The following is a 25,357-nucleotide window of genomic DNA, read 5'->3' on the forward strand; positions in this document are numbered from 1 at the left end:
GGGTAAATAGGGTTTTAATTAATTTAATCTTAAACTAAAGTGTAGTACTGACTGCTAACTAAATACTGAAAACTGTCTACTTTTTTTAATGTTCATTTCCTTTATAAATCCACATCGGTTCTGTTTGTCCAGCGCGTTCAAAACCATTCTTTTTATAGAAATCTATCGCTTTTCCATCTGCGGTTAGCATTTGCATGTGAAAGTCATTATATTTCTCTTGCATTTTATCAAAAATCATCTTGCCAATTCCTTTTCCTTGATAGTCTGGATGAACTAACAGATGTGGGTAATAAACGACTAAATATCCATCAGAAATAGCATTTCCCAGTCCAACTAATTTTTTATTTTCCCAAGCAGTAATTAAAGTATCTGAATTCAAAAGACCATTAAACAATTGTTCTGGTTTGTCCGCTGAACTCCATTCGTTTGCTTTATAAAGCGCTATTACATCTTCAATTTTTAAATCTTTTGTTTCGGAAATTATAATTGTCATTTTGTTTTTTTTATTGAAAAATACAACTGTGTACAGACGTTGCAGTGCAACGTCTCTAAGATTTTATCCAATTCTCCAAAATCTTTTTCCCGTTTGGAGTCAACACACTTTCCGGATGAAATTGTACACCGCGCACATCGTACGTTTTGTGACGTAACGACATCACCTGCCCATTTTCATCAAATGAAGTCGCTTCCAGAACATCAGGCAAATTGGTGTCCACCACCCAAGAATGATAACGTCCCACTTCAAATTCATTTCCTAATCCTTCGAATAAAAGTTCATCATCTACTACTGTTTTTACCATCGTTGCTACACCATGATATACTTTATCTAAATTCGAAAGCGTTCCTCCATAAACTTCGCCTATCGCTTGTTGTCCTAAGCATACACCAAAGATACTTTTTGTTGGGCCATATTTTTTAATGACTTCTTTCAATAATCCTGCTTCATCTGGAATACCAGGTCCGGGAGAAAGTAGAATTTTATCAAAAACTGCAATTTCATCAATATCAAATTCATCGTTTCTGTAAACGGTTACTTCGCAATCTAAATCTTCCAGATAATGCACCAAATTATAAGTGAAACTATCGTAATTGTCTATGACTAGTATTTTTTTCATTTTTCTCCCCCAACCCCTCCGAAGGAGGGGAGTACCTATTGGGGTAAATAGGGTTTTTAATTATTATTTTATTTGCAACTTCATAAGTTGCTAATTTTTTAGATTTGGCTCCCTTCCCTTCGGGGAGGGTCGGGGATTTAAATTGTTTCTGCTAAATCCAGAGCGGCATTTAATGCTCTCAATTTATTATATACTTCCTGCATTTCGCTTTCTTCATCAGAGCTGGCTATAATTCCAGCTCCGGCCTGACAATGCAATTGGTGATTTTTACTTAGGAAAGTACGAATCATAATCGCATGATTAAAATTACCTTCAAAATCCATAAAACCGATAGCGCCACCATAAAAAGTTCTATTGGTTTTCTCGTAATCTTCGATGAGTTGCATCGCTCTGTGTTTTGGCGCACCGCTTAATGTTCCTGCCGGAAAAGTATCGGCTACGACTTGCATGGTTGTTGCGCTTGGGTGCAAATGTCCTGTTACCTTAGAAACTAAGTGAATAACATGCGAGAAAAACTGTACTTCTCTATATTTTTCGACATTCACATTATGTCCATTTCGACTTAAATCATTTCTAGCCAAATCTACCAACATTACATGCTCGCTGTTTTCTTTTTTATCTACAGATAATTCTTTGGCGAGTATGGCATCTTTTTCGTCGTCACCAGTTCTTTTGAAAGTTCCTGCGATAGGATGAATTTCGGCTTTACGATCTTTTACAATAATTTGGGCTTCTGGCGAAGAGCCAAATATTTTAAAATCCCCGTAATCAAAAAAGAATAAATAAGGGGAAGGATTGATGCTTCGCAATGCTCTGTATACATTGAATTCATCACCTTTAAAGCCTTGGGTAAATCTTCTGGATAAAACTAATTGGAATACATCCCCACGGAAACAATGCTTTTTGGCCAAAGCCACATTATGCTTAAATTCGTCGTCTGTCAAATTAGAAAAACCATCTCCTTTTTTAGCGAATTTATAAGAAGCAATATTTCGGGATTGTAATAATTGTTCGATTTCTGAAATGTTATTTCTTCCGTCTAAACTGTGACAGAAAATATACGCTTCATTTTTGAAATGATTAATAGCAATAATGTTTTGGTAGACTGCATAATAAACATCAGGAATAGAAATGCTATTGTCTTTTTTAGCAATCATTACTTTTTCGAAATAACGAACTGCATCATACGAAATGTAACCAAACAAACCATTATTGATGAATTTAAAATCATTCTTCTCTGATTTGAACTGACCTGAAAACTCTTGAATTACCTGTGGAATATCGGTAGTTTTGTCAATATTAATTTTTTCAAAACTGCCGTCAGGAAAGGTTTTGTAGATAATTTCATTTTCTATTTTTATAGAAGCAATCGGATTGCAACAGATATAAGAAAAGCTGTTGTCATTTCCGTGGTAATCACTACTTTCCAGTAGTAAACTATTTGGGAATTTATCACGAATTTTGAGATACACACTTACCGGAGTAATAGTATCTGCAAGGATTTGCTTGTAATTTGTATTTAGTATAAAAGGTTTCAATTTGTATAATTTTTAGAGTTGTGTGATAGTGATAAAATTGGCACAAAAAAAAGGCCTGTCGTGATGACAAGCCTTTCATATTTATAGTTTAATAATACTATAGGAAGCTTAGTTCACGACGATTGACGTAAATTGTTCCACCACCAAATATTGTTTATTGTTGTTTTCATCATTTTTGTGTTGTGACAAATATATAAATGAATTTCGATTATTCAAAAATAAAAAACTAAAAAAAATATTAAATTTTATTCTTTTTTGTTAAATAAATTTTACCTAAAATACTAAATCAACATTTAATTCAAATTCATCGTAAATTGTTTTGTCTCCCAAATCATCAAAATAACTGCCGGAGCCGTATTTTATATCATATTTTGTTCGGTCAATTTTCAAAGTGGCAGTTGCTGTATTTCCTTTTACAATTAAATCAAATTTTACAGGATTAGTAACTCCTTTTATGGTTAAATCAGCAGTGACAGCATAAACGTTATTGCCTTTATCGCCAATAGTTTTGAAAATTAAATTTGAAGTATTATAATTGTCGATTCCAAAAAAATCATCTGATTTTAAATGGCCTTCCAGTTTTATTTTTGATTTTCCAGTTTGATCTGTATTTGATAGTGATCTCATATCTGCATTAAAATCGCCTCCAACCACTTTATTATTTTTGAAAATAATATACCCATCTTTTAGTTTTATTGTACCTTCATGCTGACCAGTTATTTTCTTTCCTACCCAATTAATGATGCTTTTAGAAACATCAATTTTATTCGTTTGTCCTTCTGCCTTTATTACGGTAAAAAGGACTAGTAAAATGAGGCCAATTTTTTTTAGATTTTTCATAATGATTTATTTAAGTTAAAACCCAATGTAGAGTAAATAAATTGTTTTAAAATTTAGTTACTTTCAAAGTTACAAAAATCATTTTCAACTTTAGAGTACTGATAGGGAATATATTAGTTGCGTATACTGTTAATTTTAGTGTTGAAAATTATTAATAAATGAATTCACACATTCCAATATCTTTTGAAATTTTACTGCTGATTATCATGAAAAATTCATTTGATTGTAAAAAGAAACCCCAACAATTACTTGTTGGGGTCTGTCATATTATTTTGAAAAAATATTAGAATTTCAAAGCAACAGTTAATTCAAATTCGTCAGAAATAGCTTTGTCTCCTAAATTGTCAAAGAAACTACCTGAACCATATTTAATATCATATTTTGTTCTGTCAATTTTCAATGCAGTTGTAGCTGAATTAGCAGTTGTAGCTAGATCAAAAGTAATAGAATTAGTTTTTCCTTTGATAGTTAAATCACCTGTTACAGTATATACATTTGCAGATTTAGCAACTACTTTTTTGAAAACTAAAGTTGAAGTTGGGAATTTTTCAGTTCCAAAGAAATCTTCTGATTTCAAGTGACCGTTTAATTTTCCAAGGTATTCTCCAGTAAGATCAGTTGAGGTTAATGATGTCATATCAACATTAAAAAGACCACCAGCTAATTTTTTTCCTTTGAAGACTAATTTACCATCTTTAAGGTTTACTGTTCCTTCATGTTGTCCAGTTACTTTTTTACCAACCCAGTGGATTGTGCTTTTTGTAGCATCAACTTTTTTAGTTTGTGCTGAAATTGATACTGTAGATAAAACTACCACTAATGCTAATGCAATTGATTTTAAATTTTTCATTTTTTTAATTTGATTTTGGATTAATATTTAATTTTGAATTAGTAATTATAATGTGATGAATAAGTCTTCTTGTGATTTTCTAACTTTTTTGTAATGCTGTGTAGCATCTTCTTCGTGTCTATAACCAAGTGTTGCAATCAATGTTGCATTCAGTCCTAATTTGTCTAAACCTAATATTTCGTTCACTTGAGCTGGAACAAAACCTTCCATAGGAGTAGCATCAATTTTTAGTTCAGCTGCGGCATTCAATAAATTCCCTAAGGCTAAATAGGTTTGTTTTGCAGTCCAAATGTTTTTAAGCTCAGTTTCTAATGTAGAAATTTTAGATTTCATAAAATCGCCATAACCAGACAAAGCCTCAATTGGAGTATTTCTTGTTTCACTAATATTTTTCAAATAACTATCAATTGTTGTGTCGTCAACGTTAGTTTGATTTGCAAAAATGATTAGGTGAGAAGCCTCAACAATTTGAGATTGTCCCCAAGCAGCTGGTTGAATTTTAGCTCTTAATTCTGGATTTTCAACGATTATTACTTTATAAGGTTGTAATCCATAAGAAGATGAACTCAAACGAATGGCTTCTTTTAAAGTATTTAAATCTTCTGTTGTTATTTTTTTGGAAGCATCAAATTTCTTTGTTGCGTATCTCCAATTTTGATTTTCTAAAAAAGTATTCATAATTTTAATGTATTTAATTTCTGTATTTTTCTAATAAATAATTTAATTGCTTTAATTCTTCGGCATTTAATTTTTTCGAAAATAATTGGTCGTGTTCTATTACTTTAGGATCTAATTCAGTTAAAATGTCTAATCCTTTTTGAGTAATTTGAACTTCAATTTTTCTTCTGTTTTCAGGACAAACATTTCGAGTAACAAAATTTTTCAATAATAATTTATCGACTAATCGAGTGGTGTTACTCGTTCGGGCTAACATACGTTCCTGTATTAAACACATATTTGCCGGATTCCCTTTTTGCCCTCTTAATATTCGTAATACATTATATTGTTCTCCGGATATATCATATGGCTTCAATACCTCATTAAAATTATCTGTGATAACATTTTGAGTATATAAAATATTCAGGGCAATTTTTTTTGAAATGTCCAATTCCACTGTACTTTTTATTTCATCTTCAATTTTCATGCCTTTTTGTATCTCATTTGTCGATACAAATGTAACACTTTTTATATTTGTATATACAAGTGTTAGTTATTTTTTTGTTAAAATAATTTTAAGTTGTTGTAAAGTATTGATTTTAAAATAATTAATGTTATAAAGTGTTTGAAAAAAAATATTGATAGTTGTTGTTATATCTTTATTTATAAGAAAATTTAAATCATCTGCTGTATTTTATGTAGTGCTATGGGCATACATTTCAATTCTTGTTGCGAAATTTTTAGTTTTTGATGGATTACTCCTTGATGCTGATTTGAAATCTTTATCCCGGATTTTATGCGAAAAAATGCGCAGTCAGTACCTAATGTCACATTTGCTAAAGTGATTGATTTTAATTGTTATTTATAAAAAGATGTAATGTAAATCGTTGTTAAATAATATATTAATTTGTTAGGGTATTTTTATTACATTTAAGAGTTGTAATAGTATTGATTAATATTTGAATTTTAAGGGAATGAAAGAAGAGAAAGCTACATATAACGATCTGCTCAATAAGTTGAAAGAAAAGGAGATAGAGGTAGATCGATTACAAAAAAAAGCAGAATCATTAGCTAGTTTTAAGTTTTTTATTGAAGAGTCTAGTGATTTAGTATGTATTGTTGGAGTTGATACTTTTTTCAAAGAGATAAATCCTGCTTTTGTTGCAATTTTGGGATATTCAAAAAAAGAATTACTTAACAATTCGTTACTCCATCTTTTGCACCCTGATGATCTTGAAAGATCATTAAAAGAGATTGAAAAACTTTCTACAGGTGTACCTTCAATAAATTATGAGAATAGATTCCTAAAAAAGAATGGTGAATTTGTTACTATTCAATGGACTGCAAATAGTATTTCTTCTGGAAATATTTATGCAATAGGAAAAGATATTTCAGAGATAAGAAATACCCAAGAAAAATTAATTAAAAGTGAAAACTTACTAAACGATGCTCAAAAAAACGCCAAAATGGGCACTTGGGAATTCAATTTTAACACTAAAGAAATATTTTGGTCTAATGAATTGTATGCTATTTTTGAAATTAAAAAAAAGAAGAATCAAGATTTATTCCAAGAATATTTAAGTAATTTCTCTAATGAAGACAAAGCGTTATTTCAAGAAAAAATAGCGCAATTAAGAATCAACAAAAAACCTTTTGAAATGGAACAAAAGGCTACTTTTTTAAACAAAAAAGTAAAGTGGTTTAACCAAACTATTTTTCCGTTATTAGATGATAATGGGAATGTATTTGGAATCAGGGGTAATACTCAAGATGTTAGTTTGAAAAAACAAATTGAGAAAACAGTTAAAGCAAAAGAGCAAGCGGAAATTGATTATAAACTAAAAGTAATAGAAGAAAAAAGTAATGCTAAGTTTAAGAATTATATAGAAAATGCGCCAGATGGGGTTTTTGTCTTGGATGAAAAAGGAAATTACCTAGATGTAAATGATGCAGCAACACTATTGACCGGTTACTCAAGGGAGGAATTATTAACAATGAAGTTTGGGGATTTATCTTATGTAGAATCTGTAGAGGATTACTTTAAGGAATTCCGAAATCTTTTGAATAATGGAATAGCAAAAAAAGAAATTAAAGCGATTCATAAAAAAGGAGAAATTAGATGGTGGTCAGTGGAAGCTGTGAAACTTTCGGAAAATAGGTTTTTAGGTTTTGCAAAAGATATTACTGAAAGTAAAAAGACACTAGACAAAATTGCCCAAAACGAAAAACGTTTTCGAGCTATGTTAGAAAATAATGAAGGTATTGTCTCTTTAATTGATGAAAATTTAAATACGATTTTCCGCAGTTCTTCGGCAGCACGAATTACCGGATGGACTCATGAAGAATTTGAGAAAATTTCTACCAGAGAATACATACATCCAGATGAAGTAGAAAATATCCAACAAATAATGAAAAAAGCTTTGGCTAATCCTGGATTTCCTTTTCCTGTTTCGCTGAGGGTAAGGCATAAAGGAGGATATTATATCTCGATGGAAGGCGTTATCAATAATATGTTTCATGATCCTGAAATAAGAGGTGTTATAACTAATTTAAGAGATGTTACTGAAAGTAAAAAAGCATCAGAATTACTGAGAGTAGAAAGAGATAAGTTTATTAAAATTGCAGCAACTTCTCCGGGTCTAATTTATTCGATGCGTCAAAATAAAGATGGGTCTTTATGCTACCCTTATGCCAGTAATGCTGTTGAAGAAATTTACGGATTTACTTATGAAGAAATTGAATATGATGCCAATACCATTTTTTCATTGATTTATCCGGATGATTTAGATTTTGTAATGCAGAGCATCGTTGAAACCAAGTCTAAGTTAGTACCTCTCAAAGGTATATACCGTTACAAGCACCCAATAAAAGGATTGGTATGGCACGAAATGAACTCTTTGCCAGTAGTTGAACCAGAAGGAACTGTGATTTGTCATGGAATAATTACTGATATCACCGAAAGGGTGGTGGCTGAACAAAAACTTATTAAAGCGAATCGGCTTTATTTATTTATTAGCCAAATAAATCAGATGATTGTTCGTACAACTGATGAACTAACTCTTTTTAAAGAGGCCTGTACTATTGCTGTTGACTTAGGAAAGTTTAGAATGGCATGGATTGGAATGATTAATGAAGATACTAAAAATATTATTCCTGTGATGATAGCCGGTGAAGATAGAGCGTATCTTTCGGTTATTAAAACGATTTCAATTAATAATAATATATCAGAAGGAAGAGGGCCCGGTGGTACAGCAATTAGAGAAGACAGATATGTAGTTTGCAATGATATTGAAAACGATTTAATGATGCTACCATGGAGAGAAGAAGCATTAGATAGGGAATATTTGTCTTTAATGGCATTGCCAATAAGAAAATTCGGAAAAGTAATTGGGATTTTTTCTTTTTATGCCAATGAGAAAAACTTTTTTGATGCAGAGGAAATAGCACTCTTAGAAGAGGCAACGGATGATGTAGCTTTTGCGCTAGAGATTTTTGAAAAGGAAGCTTTACGGAAAAAAGCAGAAGAAGCGGTTATTGAAAGTGAACAACGCTATCATACACTTACTGAAGTTTCACCAGTAGGAATTTTTCGTACGGATCTAAATGGGCTCACCACCTATGTTAATCCCCGTTGGAGTCAAATTTCAGGTTTAACCCATGAGAAAGCATTAGGCAATGGTTGGCTTGCAGCTGTCCATGATGATGATAAAAAAATATTGTTTAATGGATGGGAAAATGCAACTTATAATCAGGAAATCTCCTTGTCAGAATATCGTTTTGTTCGTTCGGACGGTTCAGTTTCTTGGGTAATGGGGCAAGCTATTCCTGAGAAAAATGTAAAAAATCAGATTGTGGGTTATATAGGCACAATTACTGATATTACAGAACGTAAAATTGCTGGAGATATAATTTTAAAAGAAAAACAACTTTCAGAAACAATAATTAATAATCTTCCGGGTGTTTTTTATCTCTATGATGAATCCGGTAAGTTTGTGAAATGGAACAAAAATTTTGAAGATGTAACGGGTTATAATAAAGAGGAGGTTGCCCAAATGAATCCACTTGATTTCTTTGATAAAGAAGAAAAAGAAAAGGTTAGAATAAGAATAAAGACTGTATTAGGAAATAAATCAAAACGATTTGAAAATAAATTGCCGGGAATTGAAATCGAATTTTACACCAAAATAAAAAATAAAATTCCTTACTATATAAATTCACTTGCCATAGAATATGAAGGTGAAAAATGCATATTAGGAATGGGCTTAGATTTAACGGACATCAAAAAAGCTGAGGAACAAATTAAAAGTACCAATGAGCGATTTGAGAGAATTGCAGTTGCTACAAATGATGCTTTAGCTGAAGTAGATTTATTGACTGGGTACAGTTGGAATAATAAAGCATTTATAGAGCTTTTTAATTTTGGTAACAGTAATGAATCAAGTACAATTAATAATAAAGCAATATGGAGATCTAGACTTCACCCGGATGATAAGGAAAGAGTTATTAATAAACTTGAAGAAACGTATGCAGGGACTGCTAATATATGGTCAGATGAATTTCGTTTTCAAAAAGGGGATGGAAGTTACGGATATTTTTATGACCGTGCAGTTATCATAAGAGATAAATCAGGAATAGCAAAACGTTTTGTTGGCTCTATGACTGAAATTACTGAATTGAGAAATATTAAAGAACAACTTGTTAATAGTGAAGAAAAATATCGCAGCCTTATAGAGCAAGCCTCAGATGCTATTTTTATTAACGATGTTTCAGGGAATTTACTCGAAGTAAATGAAAGTGCATGTATGATGCTTGGTTATACCAAAGAAGAACTTTGTACAAAAAAATTAACTGATTTATTTACCGTTGATGAACTCACCTTGAGGCCCATTATGATAAAAGAATTACTTAGTGGTCAGCAAACCCTAATTGAGCGTAATATGTTACATAAGGATAAATCGTTGATTTTTGTAGAAATTACTGCTAAAATGCTTGTTGATAAACGTATCGTAGCAATAGTGCGAAATGTAAGTGAACGCAAACAAAGCGAAGACGAGTTTAAGAAAATGCACAAAAAATTGGAGGCTGTATTAGAAGCAATTCCTGATTTACTGTTTGAAGTTGATATAGAAGGTAGAATTTATAACTATCATTCCCGTAGAGATGATTTATTAGCATTGCCGGCAGAACTGTTCCTTGGTAAAACATTTTCAGAAGTATTGCCACCGGATGCTGCAAATTTAGGGTTGTCAGCAATATGCGAAGCTGCTGAAAAAGGATTTTCTACAGGGAGACAATATTCTTTGCAATTACCGGATGGCTTACATTGGTTTGAACTTTCAATAGCACCTATGCAAGAAAGCGAAGAACATGATATACATTTCATTTGTTTATCACGTGATATTACCAGTGCCAAACAATCAGATTATGCACTCCTAAAAAGTGAAGAAAGATACCGTGGTCTAATACACAATCTTGATGCTGGAATAGTGGTTCATGCTCCGGATACATCCATTATTGTAAATAATCAAAAAGCATCAGAATTATTAGGATTGACTGATAGTCAAATGAAAGGGAAAACGGTTGTTGATTCGGCTTGGGAATTTTTGAATGAAGATAATTCTGTTATGCCAATTGAAAAATATCCGGTAAACCAAATTGTGAATAATAAACAAGCAATTAAAAATTTCAGACTTGGCGTAAATAGACCGGAAACGAATGATGTGGTATGGCTCTTAATTAATGGCTTTCCTGAAATTGATTCTAATGGTGAAATATTTGAAATTGTAATTAGTTTCATTGACGTTACAGAACAAAAAATGATGGAAATGGAGTTAGTCAAAGCTAAAGAACAGGCCGAAGCGGCTAATAAAGCCAAGACTGATTTTCTTGCGAATATGAGTCACGAGATTAGGACTCCGTTAAACGGAATAATTGGGTTTACTCATTTGTTAATGAAGTCAGATCTAAAAAAGAATCAGGCAGAGTATATGACTACAGTTAATGAATCAGCAACTTCATTAATGGAAATTGTCAATGATGTATTAGATTTTTCTAAAATAGAATCTGGGAAATTAGAGTTGGATATAGAAGAAATTAACCTTTTCAAATTAACAAATCAGGTTATTGATTTGTTTAAGTATCAAGCCAATCAAAAAAAGATTGATCTTACACTTCATATAGATGAAAAAGTCCCACAATATATTCTTGCGGATTCCGTAAGATTGAAACAAATAATAGTAAATCTATTGAGTAATGCCATAAAGTTTACCAGTTTTGGAGAAATACGTTTGGACATAGATGAAGTTTCTCCTTCTGATAAAAATTGGTCAACTATAAAGTTTTCAGTAAAAGATACAGGGATAGGTATAAAAGGAGATAATAATGAAAAAATATTTAATTCTTTTGTACAAGAAGATAATTCTACGAATCGAAAATTTGGAGGAACGGGATTAGGTTTGGCTATTTCAAATCAACTTTTGGCATTGATGGACAGTAAATTGCAATTAATTAGTAAATATGGTGACGGAAGTGATTTTTTCTTCGTCATTAAATTTAAAAAGTCAATCCATAAAAAACATATAGATTCAGTACTTTCTAATACAATTAACAAGGATTCGATTATTCTCACAGATACTTTAAGCGATAAAAAGATTTTAATTGTTGAGGATAATAAAATTAATATGCTTTTAGCAAAAACCCTAGTGAAAAGGATAGTCTCTAATTGTATTATTTTTGAGGCTAAGGATGGGAATGAGGCTATAGAACAATATATAAAAGAACAACCTGATGTTATTTTAATGGATATTCAAATGCCTAATAAAAATGGATATGAGGCAACTGAAGAAATAAGGGGACTGAAAAATTCTGAAAACATTCCAATAATTGCTATAACTGCAGGAATAATGGTAGGTGATAAAGAAAAATGCCTGGAAGCAGGGATGAATGATTATTTACCAAAGCCAATTATTCAAACTGATTTGGAAAAAATGCTGAACAAATGGTTGCATAAAAAATAATTTATTTTTTTGAAATTTTAAAAAATGATTATTAATTTAATCACTTTTTTTGTTTGTAGGCTCAGTTTGTTTTATGATTTTGAATTTAATTTATTTGTAAAAAAAGTTTTTTTTTACTAAATTTAACATTGATTATGTCTAAGTTTAGCTAAATGTCTAATTAATAGTAGTAAAAAACCCAATTTAATATAGATGAAATATTTTACTTAGTATTAGATTGATATATTTTTTTTGAAAAAGCTTAGTCAACTGTTAAATAATGCTGGTTTGGTTGAGTAAGACTAGTCGTATTTTAATGGTTTTGTTTTTATAAAAAGCTATAAAATCAGCAATAACATATTAATTTAGCCACACAAATATTTCTGAAATAAAGGGATAATAGAGGATGAAAGAAATCCGACCCAATAAATAAAAGTTGTAGCAAATTCTAATTTCGTGATGATAAACAAAAATCAAATCAGTCTGGGGGAAGACAAAGTTTTAGATTTGAAATCAAATTCAATCTTGCCTGAGGCAGATAATACTGATTTTCCAGTTATAGGTATTGGAGCTTCTGCCGGAGGTCTTGAGGCATTAGAATTGTTTTTTGAAAAAATGCCAAATAACAGTGGTATGGCATTTGTGGTTATTCAACATCTCGATCCTACACATGTTGGGATAATGCCAGAGTTGCTTCAAAGAATGACACAAATGAAGGTCTTTCAAGCAACTGATACACTTAAAGTAAAACCAAATTCAGTTTATGTAATTCCACCTAATAAAAGTTTGTCAATTCTAAAAGGGAAACTGCATTTGTTTGAACCACTTGAATCTAGAGGTTTACGATTACCGATTGATATTTTTTTCCGCTCTTTGGCTCTGGACCGAAAGGAAAAAAGTATTGGAATCATTTTTTCTGGAATGGGATCTGATGGCAGCGACGGATTGAAAGTAATTAAAGAAAATAATGGATTTGTACTTGTTCAAGAACCTGCTTCGGCAAAATTTGATAGTATGCCACGAAACGCAATTGAAGCTGTAATTCCTGATATTGTTGCTCCTGCAGAAGAATTACCAGCTAAAGTGATTGCGTTATTAAAATACTTTCCAAAGATAAATACAGATTCTGAGGTATATGTTAAAAGCAAAAGTAGCATCGATAAAATTATCATTTTGCTGCGTGAACAATCCGGACATGATTTTTCGATGTATAAAAAAAATACATTGATGCGTCGTATCGAAAGAAGAAAAGCAATTCATCAAATCGATAATATTCAAACGTATGTCCGTTTTTTACAAGAAAATCCAAAAGAGGTTGAATTACTTTTTAAAGAATTATTAATTGGTGTAACCAATTTTTTTAGAGATACGGCTGTTTGGGAAAAACTCAAAGAAGAAATTATTCCTAATCTGTTGAAAGAAATACCGAATGGATATACTATTCGAGCTTGGGTTCCAGCCTGCTCAACAGGAGAAGAAGCCTATTCTTTGGCAATAATTTTTGAAGAAGTTATAGAAAAAATTGGAAGGCATAAAAATATTAAACTCCAGATTTTTGCCACAGATTTAGATATAGTTGCTATAGAAAAAGCTAGAAAAGGGTTCTTTTTATCTGATATAGAAAAAGAGGTGTCTCCAGAGCGAATTAATAAATTTTTTTATACTGAAAAATCAGGTTACCGTGTGAATACTTTCATTAGGGAAATGATTGTATTTGCCCCTCATGATGTGATAAAAGACCCTCCTTTTACTAAATTAGACCTATTGACTTGCCGAAATATGCTGATATATATGGAGCCGCAATTGCAAAATAAATTAATAATGTTGTTTAATTATAGTCTTAATCCGGGAGGGATTATGGTGCTGGGAACAGCAGAGACTATAGGAAGCAGTATTAAAGGATTTGATATAATTGATTCCAAATTAAAAATTTTTAAGCGAACTTCAAAATCAGTAATTCCTGAATTTACTAATTTTCCAAGTTCTTTTTCCCAAATTAAAAGATTAACTACTGATATAATGAAAGAAACTAAGGTTGTTGAAAACATACAAATCCTTGCAGATCAAATTTTACTTCAGCGTTTTTCACCTGCAAGCATATTAGTTAATAATAAAGGGGATATTATTTATATTACGGGTAGAACAGGAAAATATTTAGAGCCTGTTGCTGGTAAAGCTAATTGGAATATACATGCAATGGCTCGTGAAGGATTGAGAAATGAGCTACCAGCTGCTTTTCGTAAAGCATTGCAAAGCTTTGATCCTGTAAAAATCGAAAATGTAAAAATAGTTGAAAACGGGAGTAAATATTTTGTAAATTTAACACTCCAACAAATTGAAAGTCCGGATGCTTTAAAAGGAATGATTATGTTGGTATTCAGCGATTTATCAGGATTTTTGGAGTCAAATGCCAATACTTTAAAAGAAAAAAAACAAAGTGTTTCCGGTAAACAAAAAGAATTAGAAGCTGAGCTGATACGTTGTAAAGAAGATTTGAACAGTACTCGTGAAGAGATGCAAACCTCGCAAGAAGAACTGAAATCGACTAATGAAGAATTACAGTCGACTAATGAGGAACTACAGTCAACTAATGAAGAACTAACAACATCTAAAGAAGAGTTACAAAGTTTAAATGAAGAATTGCAAACAGTTAATGCAGAACTTCAAAGTAAATTAGTTGATTTTGAACAGGCAAACAATGACATGAAAAACCTGCTCAATAGCACTGAAATAGCGACTCTTTTTTTAGATAAGGAATTAAACATACGCAGATTTACGGATCCGGTAACTAAAATTTTTAAATTAAGAGCAACGGATACGGGAAGACCTTTCACAGATTTAGTTTGTGATTTGAATTACCCGGATATGAGAAGTAACGCATTAGAAGTAATTAGAACATTATCTTCTATTCAAAAAGAAGTTGCAACTAATGATGGCCGTTATTATTACGTAAGAATAATGCCCTATCGTACTTTGGATGACAGAATTGACGGGCTTGTGATTACTTTCACAGATATTACAATAGCAAAACAAGCCGAAGAATCATTAAAAATGGAAAATCGGTACCGTCGTCTCTTTGAATCAGCAAAAGATGGAATTCTGATTCTTAATTCAGAAACGGGGATGATTATGGATGTGAATCCTTATTTGGTTGAAATGTTAGGCTATACACATGATCAGTTTATTGAAAAATCTATTTGGGAAATAGGCTCTTTGAAAGATATAGTGGCCAATAAAGATAAATTTTTAGAATTGCAAAAAAAGGAATTTGTCCGGTATGAAAATTTGCCGCTTGAAACGGCTAAGGAGAAAAAAATAAATGTTGAGTTTGTAAGTAACGTATCCTTAGTAAATAATATAAAAGTGATGCAATGTATTATTCGTGATATTTCTGATCGTGTAATAGTTCAAGACGCATTAGTCGCTTTAGAAAATAGGTTTAGGCATCTTTTTGAATCTGTAAAAGAAGGGATTTTATTTCTGGATTCTGAAACCGGAAGGATAACAGATATAAACCCATATTCTACTGATTTGTTAGGTTTATCAAAAGAAAAATGTATTGGAAAAGAAATTTGGCAAATTGAATCTTTGAAAAATATTATTCCGAATATGGAAAAATTCAAAGAATTTAATAAAAAGGAATTTATTCATTATCATGCTGTCGAAATTGAAATAGCGGATGCAAGAAAAATAAAAATTGATTTCAACAGTACAGTTTATCGTGTAGGAAGTAAAAAAGTAATTCAATGTTTTATTCATGAAATCCCAAGTTTAAACTAAAAGAGAGAAATAAAAAATATACGATTAATAGTTTTCCAATTCTATATAGTACAAATGGCAATATTTAACAATGTTGGGAATTATGAGAAAAACAGAGAATAAATCAGAAGCCATGGTAATTCTTAGGGAAAAAGCAGAGGAATTGCAAAAAAAGAAAGACTTAAAGTTAGATTCAAATCTTTCTGAGGCCGATACGTTAAAACTCATTCATGAATTTGAAGTGCATCAAATCGAACTTGAAATGCAGAATGAAGAATTGATACTTGCTAAAGAACAGGCAGAAGTTGCTATTGAAAAATATACTAATTTATATGATTTTGCACCATCGGGCTATTTTACATTAACAAAATCTGGGAAAGTGACAACACTTAACCTAACGGGATCCCAAATGTTAGGCAAAGAAAGGTCTCGATTAATAGGGAGCCAGTTTGGATTTTTTGTTTCTAATGATACAAAACCTGTTCTTAATCTTTTTTTAGAGAATGTATTTAATAGCACTGTTAAAGAATGCTGTGAAATTAAATTATTATTAGGAAGTACTTGTATCACTGATGTTTATCTAACTGGTGTAGTGACCGAAGATAGGGAACTTGCGCTTATTTCTGTTGCAGATATTACGCAACTTAAATTAGCGGAATCAGCACTTAGGGACAGTGAGGAGAGATATCGTGGATTATTAAATAATATTGATGTTGGTATTATAGTTTATGCTTTAGATACTTCTATTATTTTATCTAATCCTAAGGCATCTGAATTGATAGGTTTGAGTACCAATCAAATGAAGGGAAAAGTTGCAATTAATCCGGTATGGAGATTTATTGATGAAAATTATAATCCTTTACCAATTGAAAATTATCCTGTAAGCCAGATTATTAGACAGAAAAAATCAATCAAAAACTTTATCATGGGGATTAAAAGACCTGATAATACAAGAACAATATGGCTTTTATTAAATGGATTTCCTGTTTTTGATAATCATAGTGAAATAACGGAAGTGGTTACCAGTTTTATTGAGATTACGGAAATGAAAATGTTGGAAATTGAATTGACAAAAGCAAAAAATCAAGCTGAAGCGGCAAATAAAGCAAAGTCAAATTTCTTGATGAATATGAGTCATGAAATTAGAACACCATTGAACGGAATAATAGGTTTTACTGATTTGTTAATGAAGTCAAACCTTGACGAAAATCAGTTGGAATACATGAATACGGTAAAAGAGTCGGCAACAATATTAGCCGATATAGTAAACAATATTTTAGATTTTTCGAAAATAGAATCCGGAAAATTAGAATTAAATATAGAAGAAATTGATCTTTTTGAATTGACTCATCAAGTTATAGATCTTTTTAAATATCAGGCAACTTTGAAAAATATTGATTTAGTTTTAAATATAGACACAAATGTACCTCACTATGTATTTGCTGATTCCGTACGATTGAAACAGATATTAGTAAATTTAATTGGCAACGCATTAAAATTCACAAAAGAAGGGCAAATTCAGTTAGATATTTATGATAAATCAAATACCATAAAAAACAAAGGAGCCATAAATTTTTCTGTAAAAGATACAGGAATTGGCATAAAACATCAAAATCAAGAAAAAATATTCCAGTCTTTTGTGCAGGAGGATAATTCAATAACACGTCAATTTGGGGGAACAGGTCTTGGATTAACAATCTCAAATCAACTTTTAGGTCTAATGAATAGTAAATTAGAACTAATTAGCAATTATGGGCATGGAAGTGATTTTTTCTTTACCGTTGAGCTTGAAAAGTCAAAACACGAAATAGAATTAAGCAATATTGAAAATAATTTAAATGCAGAAAAGGAATTTTCTTCCAGTGAAATCTTGAAAATTACTAAAATATTAATTGTTGAGGATAATAATATTAACTTACTTTTAATAAAAACCCTTCTAAAAAAAATAGTTCCTAATTGTATAATATTTGAAGCTTCTAATGGAATTGAAGGAATAAAATTATTCAAAAAAGAGCAATTGGACCTTATTTTAATGGACATACAAATGCCAATAAAAAATGGATATGAAACAACTGCTGAAATCAGAAAATTAAAAAAAGCAAAAAACATTCCGATAATTGCCCTAACCGCTGGAATGTTATTAGGAGAAAAAGAAAAATGTTTAGAATCTGGAATGAATGATTATATTTCTAAACCAATAGTTAAATCAAATTTAGAATTAATTCTGCACAAGTGGTTGGATAAATAATTATTGAGCAGTGTATAAAATAGAGAAGGAAAATTTTAGTATAAATTTAATTAAGGTTTTTATTATTTTCTTCTTTCTCCAAACCACCATTTGTATTTATAAGGTTGTTTTTTTAAACCAAATTGTTTGATTGCATGTTTTTTTATGTGCGCTATTAATTCTTCAACTGAATCAGTCACAAATAAAAGTTTCATGTCCTCAGGGCTAATGCTTTCGTTTTCAGACATTATTTGGATATGATGAATCAGCTCTTCATGGTATTTTTTATCATAAATTACTATCGGGAAATTGTTGATTATTTTATTTTGAATTAACGTTAACGCTTCAAATAATTCATCCAAAGTGCCAATTCCTCCTGGCATTACAACAAACGCATAAGAGTATTTTATCAGGATTACTTTCCTAACAAAAAAGTAAGGGATATAAATCCATTTGTGGAGATAAGGATTGGGTTTTTGCTCTACAGTAAGAACAATATTACAGCCTACAGAGTAGCCGCCGGCTTCATAAGCGCCTTTATTTGCGGCTTCCATTATTCCGGGACCACCGCCAGTCATTACTGTAAATCCAAGCTTGGCCAGCTTAGCACCAATTTTTACAGCATCTTTATAATGAGTAGTTTCAGGACCAAAACGAGCAGAGCCAAAAACGGTTACGCAAGGACCAATAAAATGCATTTTACGAAATGCATTAACAAAGTTATAAAGGACTTTACATAAGAAAACTAAGTTTTTAAATCGAGATAATGGTTCTCTAACAAATAAAGATTCGGATTGTGAAAGCCTGTAGTATTGAGGAAATTTTTTCATATTGCTAAAGTTAAGTAGCAAGAAAGATATAGTCGCAATTATTTTAAAAAAAAATTGCCACAGATTAGAAGGATTAAAAAGATTTTTAAAGCTACGTAACGAATTAATCTGTGCGAATCTTTGAAATCTGTGGCAAAAAATTAAGAGCTTTATTAAAATACGACATTAAATTTTAATAATTACTTATGTAAAGGAATGAAATTTATTTATTCTTTACTCATGCATTACTTTTTTCTATAATCGTTTTAATTATTTCTTCTTTAGTCAATACACCGGATTGTCTCCATAATTGTTTTCCGTTTTGAAATAAAATCATTGTAGGAACACCTCGTACTTGGTATTGAGACGCTATTTGTTGGTTTTTGTCTACATCAATTTTAATGATTGAAACACGGTCCCCTAAACTGTCTTTTACTTCTCTTAAAATGGGACTAAGCATTTTGCATGGTCCGCACCATGTTGCAAAAAAGTCTATTAAAACTGGCTTTTCTGATTTGATAATACTGCCGAAATTACTCATCTTTACTGTATTTATTGTTTGAAATAATACAACCATTAGAACTACAACCTAAATTAAATAGTACTTGAATGAAGAAAAATAACCCAAAGGCAATAATCAGCCATTCGTGCAATATATAGGCTTGAGCAAATAAAAATAAGGCAAACGCTAGACGAACTAAGCGTATAATATGCCAATTTGTAAATAATAATTCTTTCATTTTATTTTTGAAAAAAGCGAACTTGTATGACTAACTTATTTTTTTAATTTGATACTTTTCATCATAAGAAATTGCATTTTGTAATTCTCCGACTGCAATTTCATTTTTACTTACAATTAGTACTTCCGCAAAATCACTGCTCATACTTACATTCAATATTCCGTCTATTGCAGCAAATTTTTTTGTTACAGATTCCATACAACCGCTGCAAGTAATCCCTTCAAATTCATAAAGATTAACTTTGACTTTGTTGTTCTTTTTTAATTCGAAAAATAATTCCGAATTCGCTCTTGGTGCAATCGAATTTAGACTTAAATCCATTTTCAAAAATTCAAAAGCAGCTGCGAAAAGTGCCTCATATTCTTCTTTACTTCCGCCAAAAGGAGGGCTTACTTCAAATGGTCTATTAAATAATAATCCTGCCAGTTTTCCTTCATCAGCCAAAAGTTGATGCATTTTCCAAGCGTATTTTTGACGTAGGGTAGGAGGCAAAGCACAGAAAAAAGTCTGTTCCATAATCAAATCATATTTTCCCTGATGTTCAAAAAAATCACCTAATATGATTTGGATATTGGAATTATTTTTGAACTTCTCTTTTAAATCAGCAACCGGTGTTGGCGCAATATCTATAACGGTAATGTTCGTAAAATCGTGTTCCAAAAGATATTCAGCTTCATAACTGTTCCCACAACCGGGAATCAAAATAGCGATGTTTTTATTTTCTATTGTATCTATAAAGGTTTTTAAAGGAGGGGATATTTTACCTAAATCCCAACCGGTGGCTTTGGTTTTGTACTGGGCTTCCCAGTACGCTGCGTCAAGCGGTTTTTCACACGAAACGACACAACATTTTATATCTTCCATAATTTGTTTTTTTTATAGCATTTCTTTTATTTCAAAACTTTGCTTTGGCAAACGAAATCTGTTTTTGGCAAATTTGTTTTTGCAATAGCATTAAAACCGCCTTCAATTTCAGTAAAATTTCTAAAACCGCGTGCTTCTAATATGGAAGCTGCAATCATACTGCGATAACCACCGGCACAATGCAAATAAAAATGTTCTTTTGGATTAATGTCTTTAATCCAATCATTGATAGTTGCTAATGGCTTGCTAAACGCTTCTTCAACATGTTCCGCACAATATTCACTTTCTTTACGGATATCAATTACTTTGCTTTCGCCAATTTTTACTTCTTTGGCAAATTGTTCGGCTGTAATTCTATTTACGGTGTCCATTTCTTTTCCCGCTTTTGCCCAAGCATTAAAACCACCATCCAGATGACCGATTAAGTTATCAAAACCCACGCGACTCAAGCGCGTAACGGTTTCTTCTTCTTGTCCTTCTTCGGAAACGATTAGTATTGGTTGTTTGACATCGGCAACTAAAGCGCCCACCCAAGGAGCAAAATCGCCATCAATTCCAATATTTATAGATTGAGGAATAAATCCTTTGGCAAAATCAGTGCTTTTTCGAGTGTCTAAAATTAAGGCTCCGGTTTCTTCGGCAGCGGCTTCAAATTCAGTTACCGATAAAGCGCGCATTCCCAAGTGTAATACATTTTCGAAACTTTCATATCCTTTTTTATTCATGGCTACATTCATCCCAAAATAGGCTGGAGGCGGCAATAAACCTTCGGTTACTTCCTGTACAAACTCGGCTTCGGTCATATCCGCTCTCAAAGCATAATTAGTTGCTTTTTGGTTGCCAATAGTCGATACCGTTTCTTTACTCATATTTTTACCGCAGGCACTTCCTGCACCGTGAGCCGGATATACAATAACATCGTCAGCCAAAGTCATCACTTTGTCTCTTAACGAATGAAATAATGTAGCAGCTAATTGTTCCTGAGTCATGTGTGCCGCTTTTTGGGCTAAATCCGGTCTTCCCACATCACCAATAAATAACGTGTCTCCAGAGAAAATAGCATAATCTTTACCGTTTTCATCAATCAATAAAAAGGTCGTGCTTTCCATGGTATGTCCTGGTGTGTGCAATGCTTTTATTTTGATGTTTCCAATGGCGAATTCCTGTCCATCTGTAGCAGAAACACATTCAAATTCACATTTTGCATTGGGACCATAAACAATCGGGGCGCCGGTTTCTCTGCTTAAATCAACGTGCCCGGAAACAAAATCAGCATGAAAATGGGTTTCAAAAATGTATTTCAGTTGTACCTGATCGCGTTCCAGTCGGTCTAAATAAGGTTGAATTTCACGAAGCGGATCAATTATAGCCGCTTCGCCATTTGAAGTAATGTAGTAAGCGCCTTGTGCTAAACAACCCGTATATATTTGTTCAATTTGCATGATTACAATTTTTTTTACTGTACAAAGGTACTTCTGTTTTTAAGAAAAATTGGTGACTAAAGTTACACAAGTTTTTTTAATTGTAGCAAAAAAGGAGCCAATAGTATTCGCTGTATTTCTATATTAAAATTTAATGAATTTGAGAGAATAAAGTTGGTTTCTGTAAAAGAAATGTTACTTATAAAGGGTAAATTTGCAAAACCGCTGCTAAAATATATTTGAATGGAAGAAATGCTTTTTTACGACCGAATGCAATTTGCATTTACGATTACCTTTCACTACTTGTTTCCGCAATTGACAATGGGACTTTCCTTAATTATTATTTATTTCAAATGGAAGTTTTGCGTACCCAAAACGAACAGTACAATCAGGCTACCCATTTTTGGATGAAAATCTTTGCACTTAATTTTGCGATGGGCGTGGTAACAGGAATTCCGATGGAGTTTCAGTTTGGAACCAATTGGGCCAAGTTTTCGGAGTTAACCGGAGGAATTATTGGACAAACTTTGGCCATGGAAGGCATGTTTTCGTTCTTTTTGGAATCCTCTTTTTTAGGTTTGTTTTTATTTGGAGAAAAATTACTAGGGCATAAATGGCATTTTGTTACCGGATTACTCATTTTATAGGTTCTTGGGCCAGTGGATTTTTAATCATTGCCACGCATTCCTGGATGCAATATCCAGTAGGCTATGAAATTTTAGCCAATGGTAAATTTGTCCTGAATAACTTTGCAGCGCTATTTACAAACCCTTGGTTGTGGCCTTCTTATTTTCACAACCAGGCCGCTTCACTGGTAACCAGTTCTTTTGTTGTGGCTGGGATTGGCGCTTTTTATATTTTGAGTAAAAAGAATGTGGCCTTTGGGAAATTATTTGTGAAAACGGGAGTGATTTTTGGATTGGCCTCAAGCCTTATCGTTGCGGTTCCCACCGGAGATTTATTAGCCAAGAATGTCGTAAAATACCAACCCGTTACTTTTGCGGCTATGGAAGGAATTTTTCACAGTGAAAAAGAGGGTTCCGAAATTGTTTTGATCGGTCAACCTGACGTAAAAGACAAGAAATTAGATAACAAGATCGCCGTACCTAACATTTTGAGTTTTTTGACTTATGGGAACTGGCATGAAGAAATTAAAGGGTTAGATCAATTTAAAGAAGAAAATCATCCTACTAATATTTCAGGATTGTACTATGCGTATCATATTATGGTTGGGCTCGGAACAGTTTTCATCGGATTAATGGGTTTTGCGGTTTTTCAGCTCATTCGAAAAAAATTATTTGAAACCAAATGGATTTTGTGGTCGCTGCTTTTTATGCTCCCATTTCCATACATTGCGAATACAACAGGATGGTATACTGCGGAATTAGGAAGACAGCCTTGGTTAGTATATAATTTATTGCGCACTGCCGAAGGTGCTTCTCCGACAGTTTCCTCGGGAAATACGTTGTTTACCTTGCTTGGATTTATAGGATTGTATCTCTTATTAGGCATGTTGTTTTTACTCTTGGTGGGAAAAATTATAAATAAAGGACCTCAAACAGAAAATAAATAAAGTATGGAATTCTTTTGGTATGTCGTTTTAATGGGAATTTTGGCCGTTTATATTGTGCTGGATGGTTATGATTTTGGAGCGGGAATTATTCATTTGTTTTTTGCTAAAACAGAGAAAGATAAAAAAGCAATAACCAGCGCCATTGGCCCATTTTGGGATGCAAACGAAGTATGGTTAATTGCTGCGGGCGGGGTTTTGTTTTTTGCTTTTCCTACGTTGTATGCCTCTTCATTCAGTGGATTTTATTTGCCTTTGATGATGATTTTATGGTTGCTTATCTTTAGGGCTGTAGGTTTGGAATTGCGTGGTCAAATTCATCATCCTATGTGGGAAGTTATTTGGGATAAAGCCTTTGGGATTGCGAGTTTATTATTAGCGATATTTTTTGGAGTGGCTTTGGGGAATATTGTACGCGGTGTAAATTTGGGAATGGTAGAAAATGGGGTTTCAACACAGGAAGCCCATTTTTTCTTTTTGCCTTTGTGGAATCCAACTTTTAGTCCAAAAGCAGATCAATTGGGAATTATAGATTGGTTTACCTTATTTTTAGGTGTGGTTAGTGCTGTTACGCTGACGATTCATGGTGCCAATTGGATTATTTATAAAACGAATTCTTCCTTGAATGCAAAATTGAAAGAGGTGGTTTTTAAACTCAATTTTGTGTTATTGGGATTGGTCATTATTTCATTATTAATTTGGCACCGAATCGAACCCCAACCGTTTCACAATTTTGTTGAAAATCCATTTCTTTGGATATTTCCATTGATTGCATTTATAGGTATTTTTGGTTTGTTTAAAGTAAAAACATTTAAAAAAGACGGACATGGATTTTTGTTCTCCAGTATGTTTCTCGTAGGAGGATTTGCCGCAACAACGGCTTCTATTTTCCCGAATGTACTGCCTTCGACCAATGCCGTAAATCCGTCATTGACTATTTATAATACTGCTGCTGGAGAATATGGATTATCAGTAGGCGTGTATTGGTTTGTTATCGCTTTAGCATTAGTTATTGGGTACTTTACAATTCAGTATAAAGTTTTTAGCGGTAAAATGGATGATATTGGGTATGGAGAGCATTAGCATGATATTCAAATTAAAAAATAAAAAGTATTCCAACTCGGGATACTTTTTTGTTTTTAATGAAAGAAAATCTCTTTAGTAATGATGTAAATTCCCATCACTAATACAAACCAGCCAAAGATTGGTTTTAGTTTAGCCCCATCAATTTTTTTCGAAAGTTTTGTTCCTATAATCATTCCTAAAAACGCTACGCCAGTAATCCCTAGTAAAAAAGGATAATTTATAGGTGTGCCAATATATAAATCGCCTCCAAAACCAATAGAAGAGTTGATAAAAATGATGAGCAAAGAGGTACCAACGGCTTGTTTCATTGGTAAATTAGCGAAAAATAATAAGGCTGGTATGATTAAAAATCCACCACCTGCACCTAGAAAACCAGTTACAATTCCAACTATAAATCCAATGATTCCCAGTTGTGTGTAATTTGTTTTTGGAGTGCCCGTTACCGGTTTTGTTTTGCGTATCATGGATATAGCGGCTGCCATCATCAACACTGAAAAAACAATCATAATCAGAAAACTTTTTGACACCTGATAAGATGCAATAGAGAATAGTGTTGCTGCTATTTTTGGAAAAATAACTTCCCGGATTATCAGTATTGAAAAAACCGACGGAATGGCGAAATATAGCGCTGATTTAATTTTAAGATTCCCCATTTTATAATGGCTAATACACCCGAATAAAGCGGTGACTCCCACGATGAATAACGAATAACTGGTTGCTAATTCAGGGTCTATCTTGAATAAGTAAACCAAAATAGGTATGGTTAGAATTGATCCACCACCTCCTATTAAACCCAAAGAAAGTCCTATTATAATTGATGCGAAATAACCTAAATATTCCATTTAAAAAATTTTTACTGCAAAGGTTGCCTGTAAATTTTTTACAA

17 protein-coding genes and 1 pseudogene are annotated in these 25,357 nt (G+C 32.2%); 5 read left to right on the top strand and 13 right to left on the bottom strand.

The annotated features are described in order from the left end of the window. Positions 1 to 85: 85 nt before the first annotated feature. The 7 genes from ACM55I_RS10480 to ACM55I_RS10510 all read right to left on the bottom strand — a co-directional run bounded on the left by ACM55I_RS10480 (position 86) and on the right by ACM55I_RS10510 (position 5,487). The gene (locus tag ACM55I_RS10480; RefSeq protein ID WP_416846727.1) at positions 86 to 493 is read right to left on the bottom strand and encodes a GNAT family N-acetyltransferase; all 408 of its coding nucleotides are present in this window, start codon (positions 491 to 493) and stop codon (positions 86 to 88) included. A 55-nt stretch (positions 494 to 548) separates the two neighbouring features. After that, positions 549 to 1,115, bottom strand: a complete 567-nt coding sequence (locus ACM55I_RS10485) for an anthranilate synthase component II (RefSeq protein WP_039109680.1) — start codon at positions 1,113 to 1,115, stop codon at positions 549 to 551. Between the two features lie 137 nt (positions 1,116 to 1,252). Continuing rightward, on the bottom strand, positions 1,253 to 2,653 hold the full coding sequence (locus ACM55I_RS10490) for an anthranilate synthase component I family protein (RefSeq protein WP_416846728.1): 1,401 nt from the start codon (positions 2,651 to 2,653) through the stop codon (positions 1,253 to 1,255). Between the two features lie 273 nt (positions 2,654 to 2,926). Beyond that, positions 2,927 to 3,493, bottom strand: coding sequence for a YceI family protein (locus ACM55I_RS10495; protein ID WP_416846729.1), 567 nt, complete (start codon positions 3,491 to 3,493; stop codon positions 2,927 to 2,929). A 283-nt stretch (positions 3,494 to 3,776) separates the two neighbouring features. Then, positions 3,777 to 4,343 (bottom strand): YceI family protein, encoded by a 567-nt coding sequence (locus ACM55I_RS10500; RefSeq protein WP_416846730.1) that lies wholly within the window; start codon positions 4,341 to 4,343, stop codon positions 3,777 to 3,779. A gap of 45 nt (positions 4,344 to 4,388) precedes the next feature. Beyond that, entirely contained in the window at positions 4,389 to 5,021 is a 633-nt protein-coding gene (locus ACM55I_RS10505; RefSeq protein ID WP_416846732.1) for an NAD(P)H-dependent oxidoreductase, read from the bottom strand. A 13-nt stretch (positions 5,022 to 5,034) separates the two neighbouring features. Beyond that, positions 5,035 to 5,487 carry a MarR family winged helix-turn-helix transcriptional regulator gene (locus ACM55I_RS10510; protein WP_416846733.1) on the bottom strand — a complete coding sequence of 151 codons (453 nt, stop codon included), beginning with the start codon at positions 5,485 to 5,487 and terminating at the stop codon, positions 5,035 to 5,037. Between the two features lie 487 nt (positions 5,488 to 5,974). Here ACM55I_RS10510 and ACM55I_RS10515 point away from each other — a divergent pair, with 487 nt between their 5' ends. From ACM55I_RS10515 to ACM55I_RS10525, 3 genes are all read left to right on the top strand, one after another. Beyond that, on the top strand, positions 5,975 to 12,016 hold the full coding sequence (locus ACM55I_RS10515) for a PAS domain S-box protein (protein WP_416846734.1): 6,042 nt from the start codon (positions 5,975 to 5,977) through the stop codon (positions 12,014 to 12,016). A 438-nt stretch (positions 12,017 to 12,454) separates the two neighbouring features. Next, positions 12,455 to 15,775 (top strand): chemotaxis protein CheB, encoded by a 3,321-nt coding sequence (locus ACM55I_RS10520; protein WP_416846735.1) that lies wholly within the window; start codon positions 12,455 to 12,457, stop codon positions 15,773 to 15,775. 82 nt (positions 15,776 to 15,857) lie between these two features. Further along, positions 15,858 to 18,002, top strand: a complete 2,145-nt coding sequence (locus ACM55I_RS10525) for an ATP-binding protein (RefSeq protein WP_416846736.1) — start codon at positions 15,858 to 15,860, stop codon at positions 18,000 to 18,002. Positions 18,003 to 18,064: 62 nt separating this feature from the next. On the opposite strand, the gene ACM55I_RS10530 is transcribed toward ACM55I_RS10525, so the two are convergent. The 5 genes from ACM55I_RS10530 to ACM55I_RS10550 all read right to left on the bottom strand — a co-directional run bounded on the left by ACM55I_RS10530 (position 18,065) and on the right by ACM55I_RS10550 (position 21,836). Next, complete coding sequence (locus tag ACM55I_RS10530; RefSeq protein ID WP_416846737.1) at positions 18,065 to 18,811, bottom strand: LOG family protein; 747 nt, start codon at positions 18,809 to 18,811, stop codon at positions 18,065 to 18,067. A gap of 217 nt (positions 18,812 to 19,028) precedes the next feature. Further along, the gene (gene trxA / locus ACM55I_RS10535) at positions 19,029 to 19,331 is read right to left on the bottom strand and encodes a thioredoxin (protein ID WP_416846738.1); all 303 of its coding nucleotides are present in this window, start codon (positions 19,329 to 19,331) and stop codon (positions 19,029 to 19,031) included. Continuing rightward, positions 19,324 to 19,530: a hypothetical protein gene (locus tag ACM55I_RS10540; protein WP_416846739.1), complete on the bottom strand. Its 207-nt coding sequence runs from the start codon at positions 19,528 to 19,530 to the stop codon at positions 19,324 to 19,326. The genes trxA and ACM55I_RS10540 overlap by 8 nt, the downstream gene beginning before the upstream one ends. A 30-nt stretch (positions 19,531 to 19,560) precedes the next feature. Next, on the bottom strand, positions 19,561 to 20,394 hold the full coding sequence (locus ACM55I_RS10545) for a methyltransferase (RefSeq protein WP_416846740.1): 834 nt from the start codon (positions 20,392 to 20,394) through the stop codon (positions 19,561 to 19,563). 26 nt (positions 20,395 to 20,420) lie between these two features. After that, positions 20,421 to 21,836, bottom strand: coding sequence for an MBL fold metallo-hydrolase (locus ACM55I_RS10550; RefSeq protein WP_416846742.1), 1,416 nt, complete (start codon positions 21,834 to 21,836; stop codon positions 20,421 to 20,423). A gap of 222 nt (positions 21,837 to 22,058) precedes the next feature. On the opposite strand from ACM55I_RS10550, the pseudogene ACM55I_RS10555 reads away from it, so the two are divergent. Next, positions 22,059 to 23,388: pseudogene (locus tag ACM55I_RS10555) on the top strand (cytochrome ubiquinol oxidase subunit I). 3 nt (positions 23,389 to 23,391) lie between these two features. Continuing rightward, complete coding sequence (gene cydB / locus ACM55I_RS10560) at positions 23,392 to 24,468, top strand: cytochrome d ubiquinol oxidase subunit II (RefSeq protein WP_416846743.1); 1,077 nt, start codon at positions 23,392 to 23,394, stop codon at positions 24,466 to 24,468. A 56-nt stretch (positions 24,469 to 24,524) separates the two neighbouring features. On the opposite strand, the gene ACM55I_RS10565 is transcribed toward cydB, so the two are convergent. Next, on the bottom strand, positions 24,525 to 25,313 hold the full coding sequence (locus tag ACM55I_RS10565; protein WP_416846744.1) for a sulfite exporter TauE/SafE family protein: 789 nt from the start codon (positions 25,311 to 25,313) through the stop codon (positions 24,525 to 24,527). Positions 25,314 to 25,357: the final 44 nt, after the last annotated feature.

Origin of the sequence: Flavobacterium algoris, assembly GCF_048158525.1 — a bacterium.
Taxonomy (GTDB): domain Bacteria; phylum Bacteroidota; class Bacteroidia; order Flavobacteriales; family Flavobacteriaceae; genus Flavobacterium; species Flavobacterium algoris.

Excerpts from the sequence above, each read along its gene's own strand:
- ACM55I_RS10485 (WP_039109680.1), bottom strand. The coding sequence starts at position 1,115 with ATGAAAAAAATACTAGTCATAGACAATTACGATAGTTTCACTTATAAT.
- ACM55I_RS10495 (WP_416846729.1), bottom strand. The coding sequence starts at position 3,493 with ATGAAAAATCTAAAAAAAATTGGCCTCATTTTACTAGTCCTTTTTACC.
- ACM55I_RS10540 (WP_416846739.1), bottom strand. The coding sequence starts at position 19,530 with ATGAAAGAATTATTATTTACAAATTGGCATATTATACGCTTAGTTCGT.
- ACM55I_RS10545 (WP_416846740.1), bottom strand. The coding sequence starts at position 20,394 with ATGGAAGATATAAAATGTTGTGTCGTTTCGTGTGAAAAACCGCTTGAC.
- ACM55I_RS10500 (WP_416846730.1), bottom strand. The coding sequence starts at position 4,343 with ATGAAAAATTTAAAATCAATTGCATTAGCATTAGTGGTAGTTTTATCT.
- ACM55I_RS10515 (WP_416846734.1), top strand. The coding sequence starts at position 5,975 with ATGAAAGAAGAGAAAGCTACATATAACGATCTGCTCAATAAGTTGAAA.
- ACM55I_RS10550 (WP_416846742.1), bottom strand. The coding sequence starts at position 21,836 with ATGCAAATTGAACAAATATATACGGGTTGTTTAGCACAAGGCGCTTAC.
- trxA (WP_416846738.1), bottom strand. The coding sequence starts at position 19,331 with ATGAGTAATTTCGGCAGTATTATCAAATCAGAAAAGCCAGTTTTAATA.
- ACM55I_RS10480 (WP_416846727.1), bottom strand. The coding sequence starts at position 493 with ATGACAATTATAATTTCCGAAACAAAAGATTTAAAAATTGAAGATGTA.
- ACM55I_RS10530 (WP_416846737.1), bottom strand. The coding sequence starts at position 18,811 with ATGAAAAAATTTCCTCAATACTACAGGCTTTCACAATCCGAATCTTTA.
- ACM55I_RS10505 (WP_416846732.1), bottom strand. The coding sequence starts at position 5,021 with ATGAATACTTTTTTAGAAAATCAAAATTGGAGATACGCAACAAAGAAA.
- ACM55I_RS10510 (WP_416846733.1), bottom strand. The coding sequence starts at position 5,487 with ATGAAAATTGAAGATGAAATAAAAAGTACAGTGGAATTGGACATTTCA.
- ACM55I_RS10520 (WP_416846735.1), top strand. The coding sequence starts at position 12,455 with ATGATAAACAAAAATCAAATCAGTCTGGGGGAAGACAAAGTTTTAGAT.
- ACM55I_RS10565 (WP_416846744.1), bottom strand. The coding sequence starts at position 25,313 with ATGGAATATTTAGGTTATTTCGCATCAATTATAATAGGACTTTCTTTG.
- ACM55I_RS10525 (WP_416846736.1), top strand. The coding sequence starts at position 15,858 with ATGAGAAAAACAGAGAATAAATCAGAAGCCATGGTAATTCTTAGGGAA.
- cydB (WP_416846743.1), top strand. The coding sequence starts at position 23,392 with ATGGAATTCTTTTGGTATGTCGTTTTAATGGGAATTTTGGCCGTTTAT.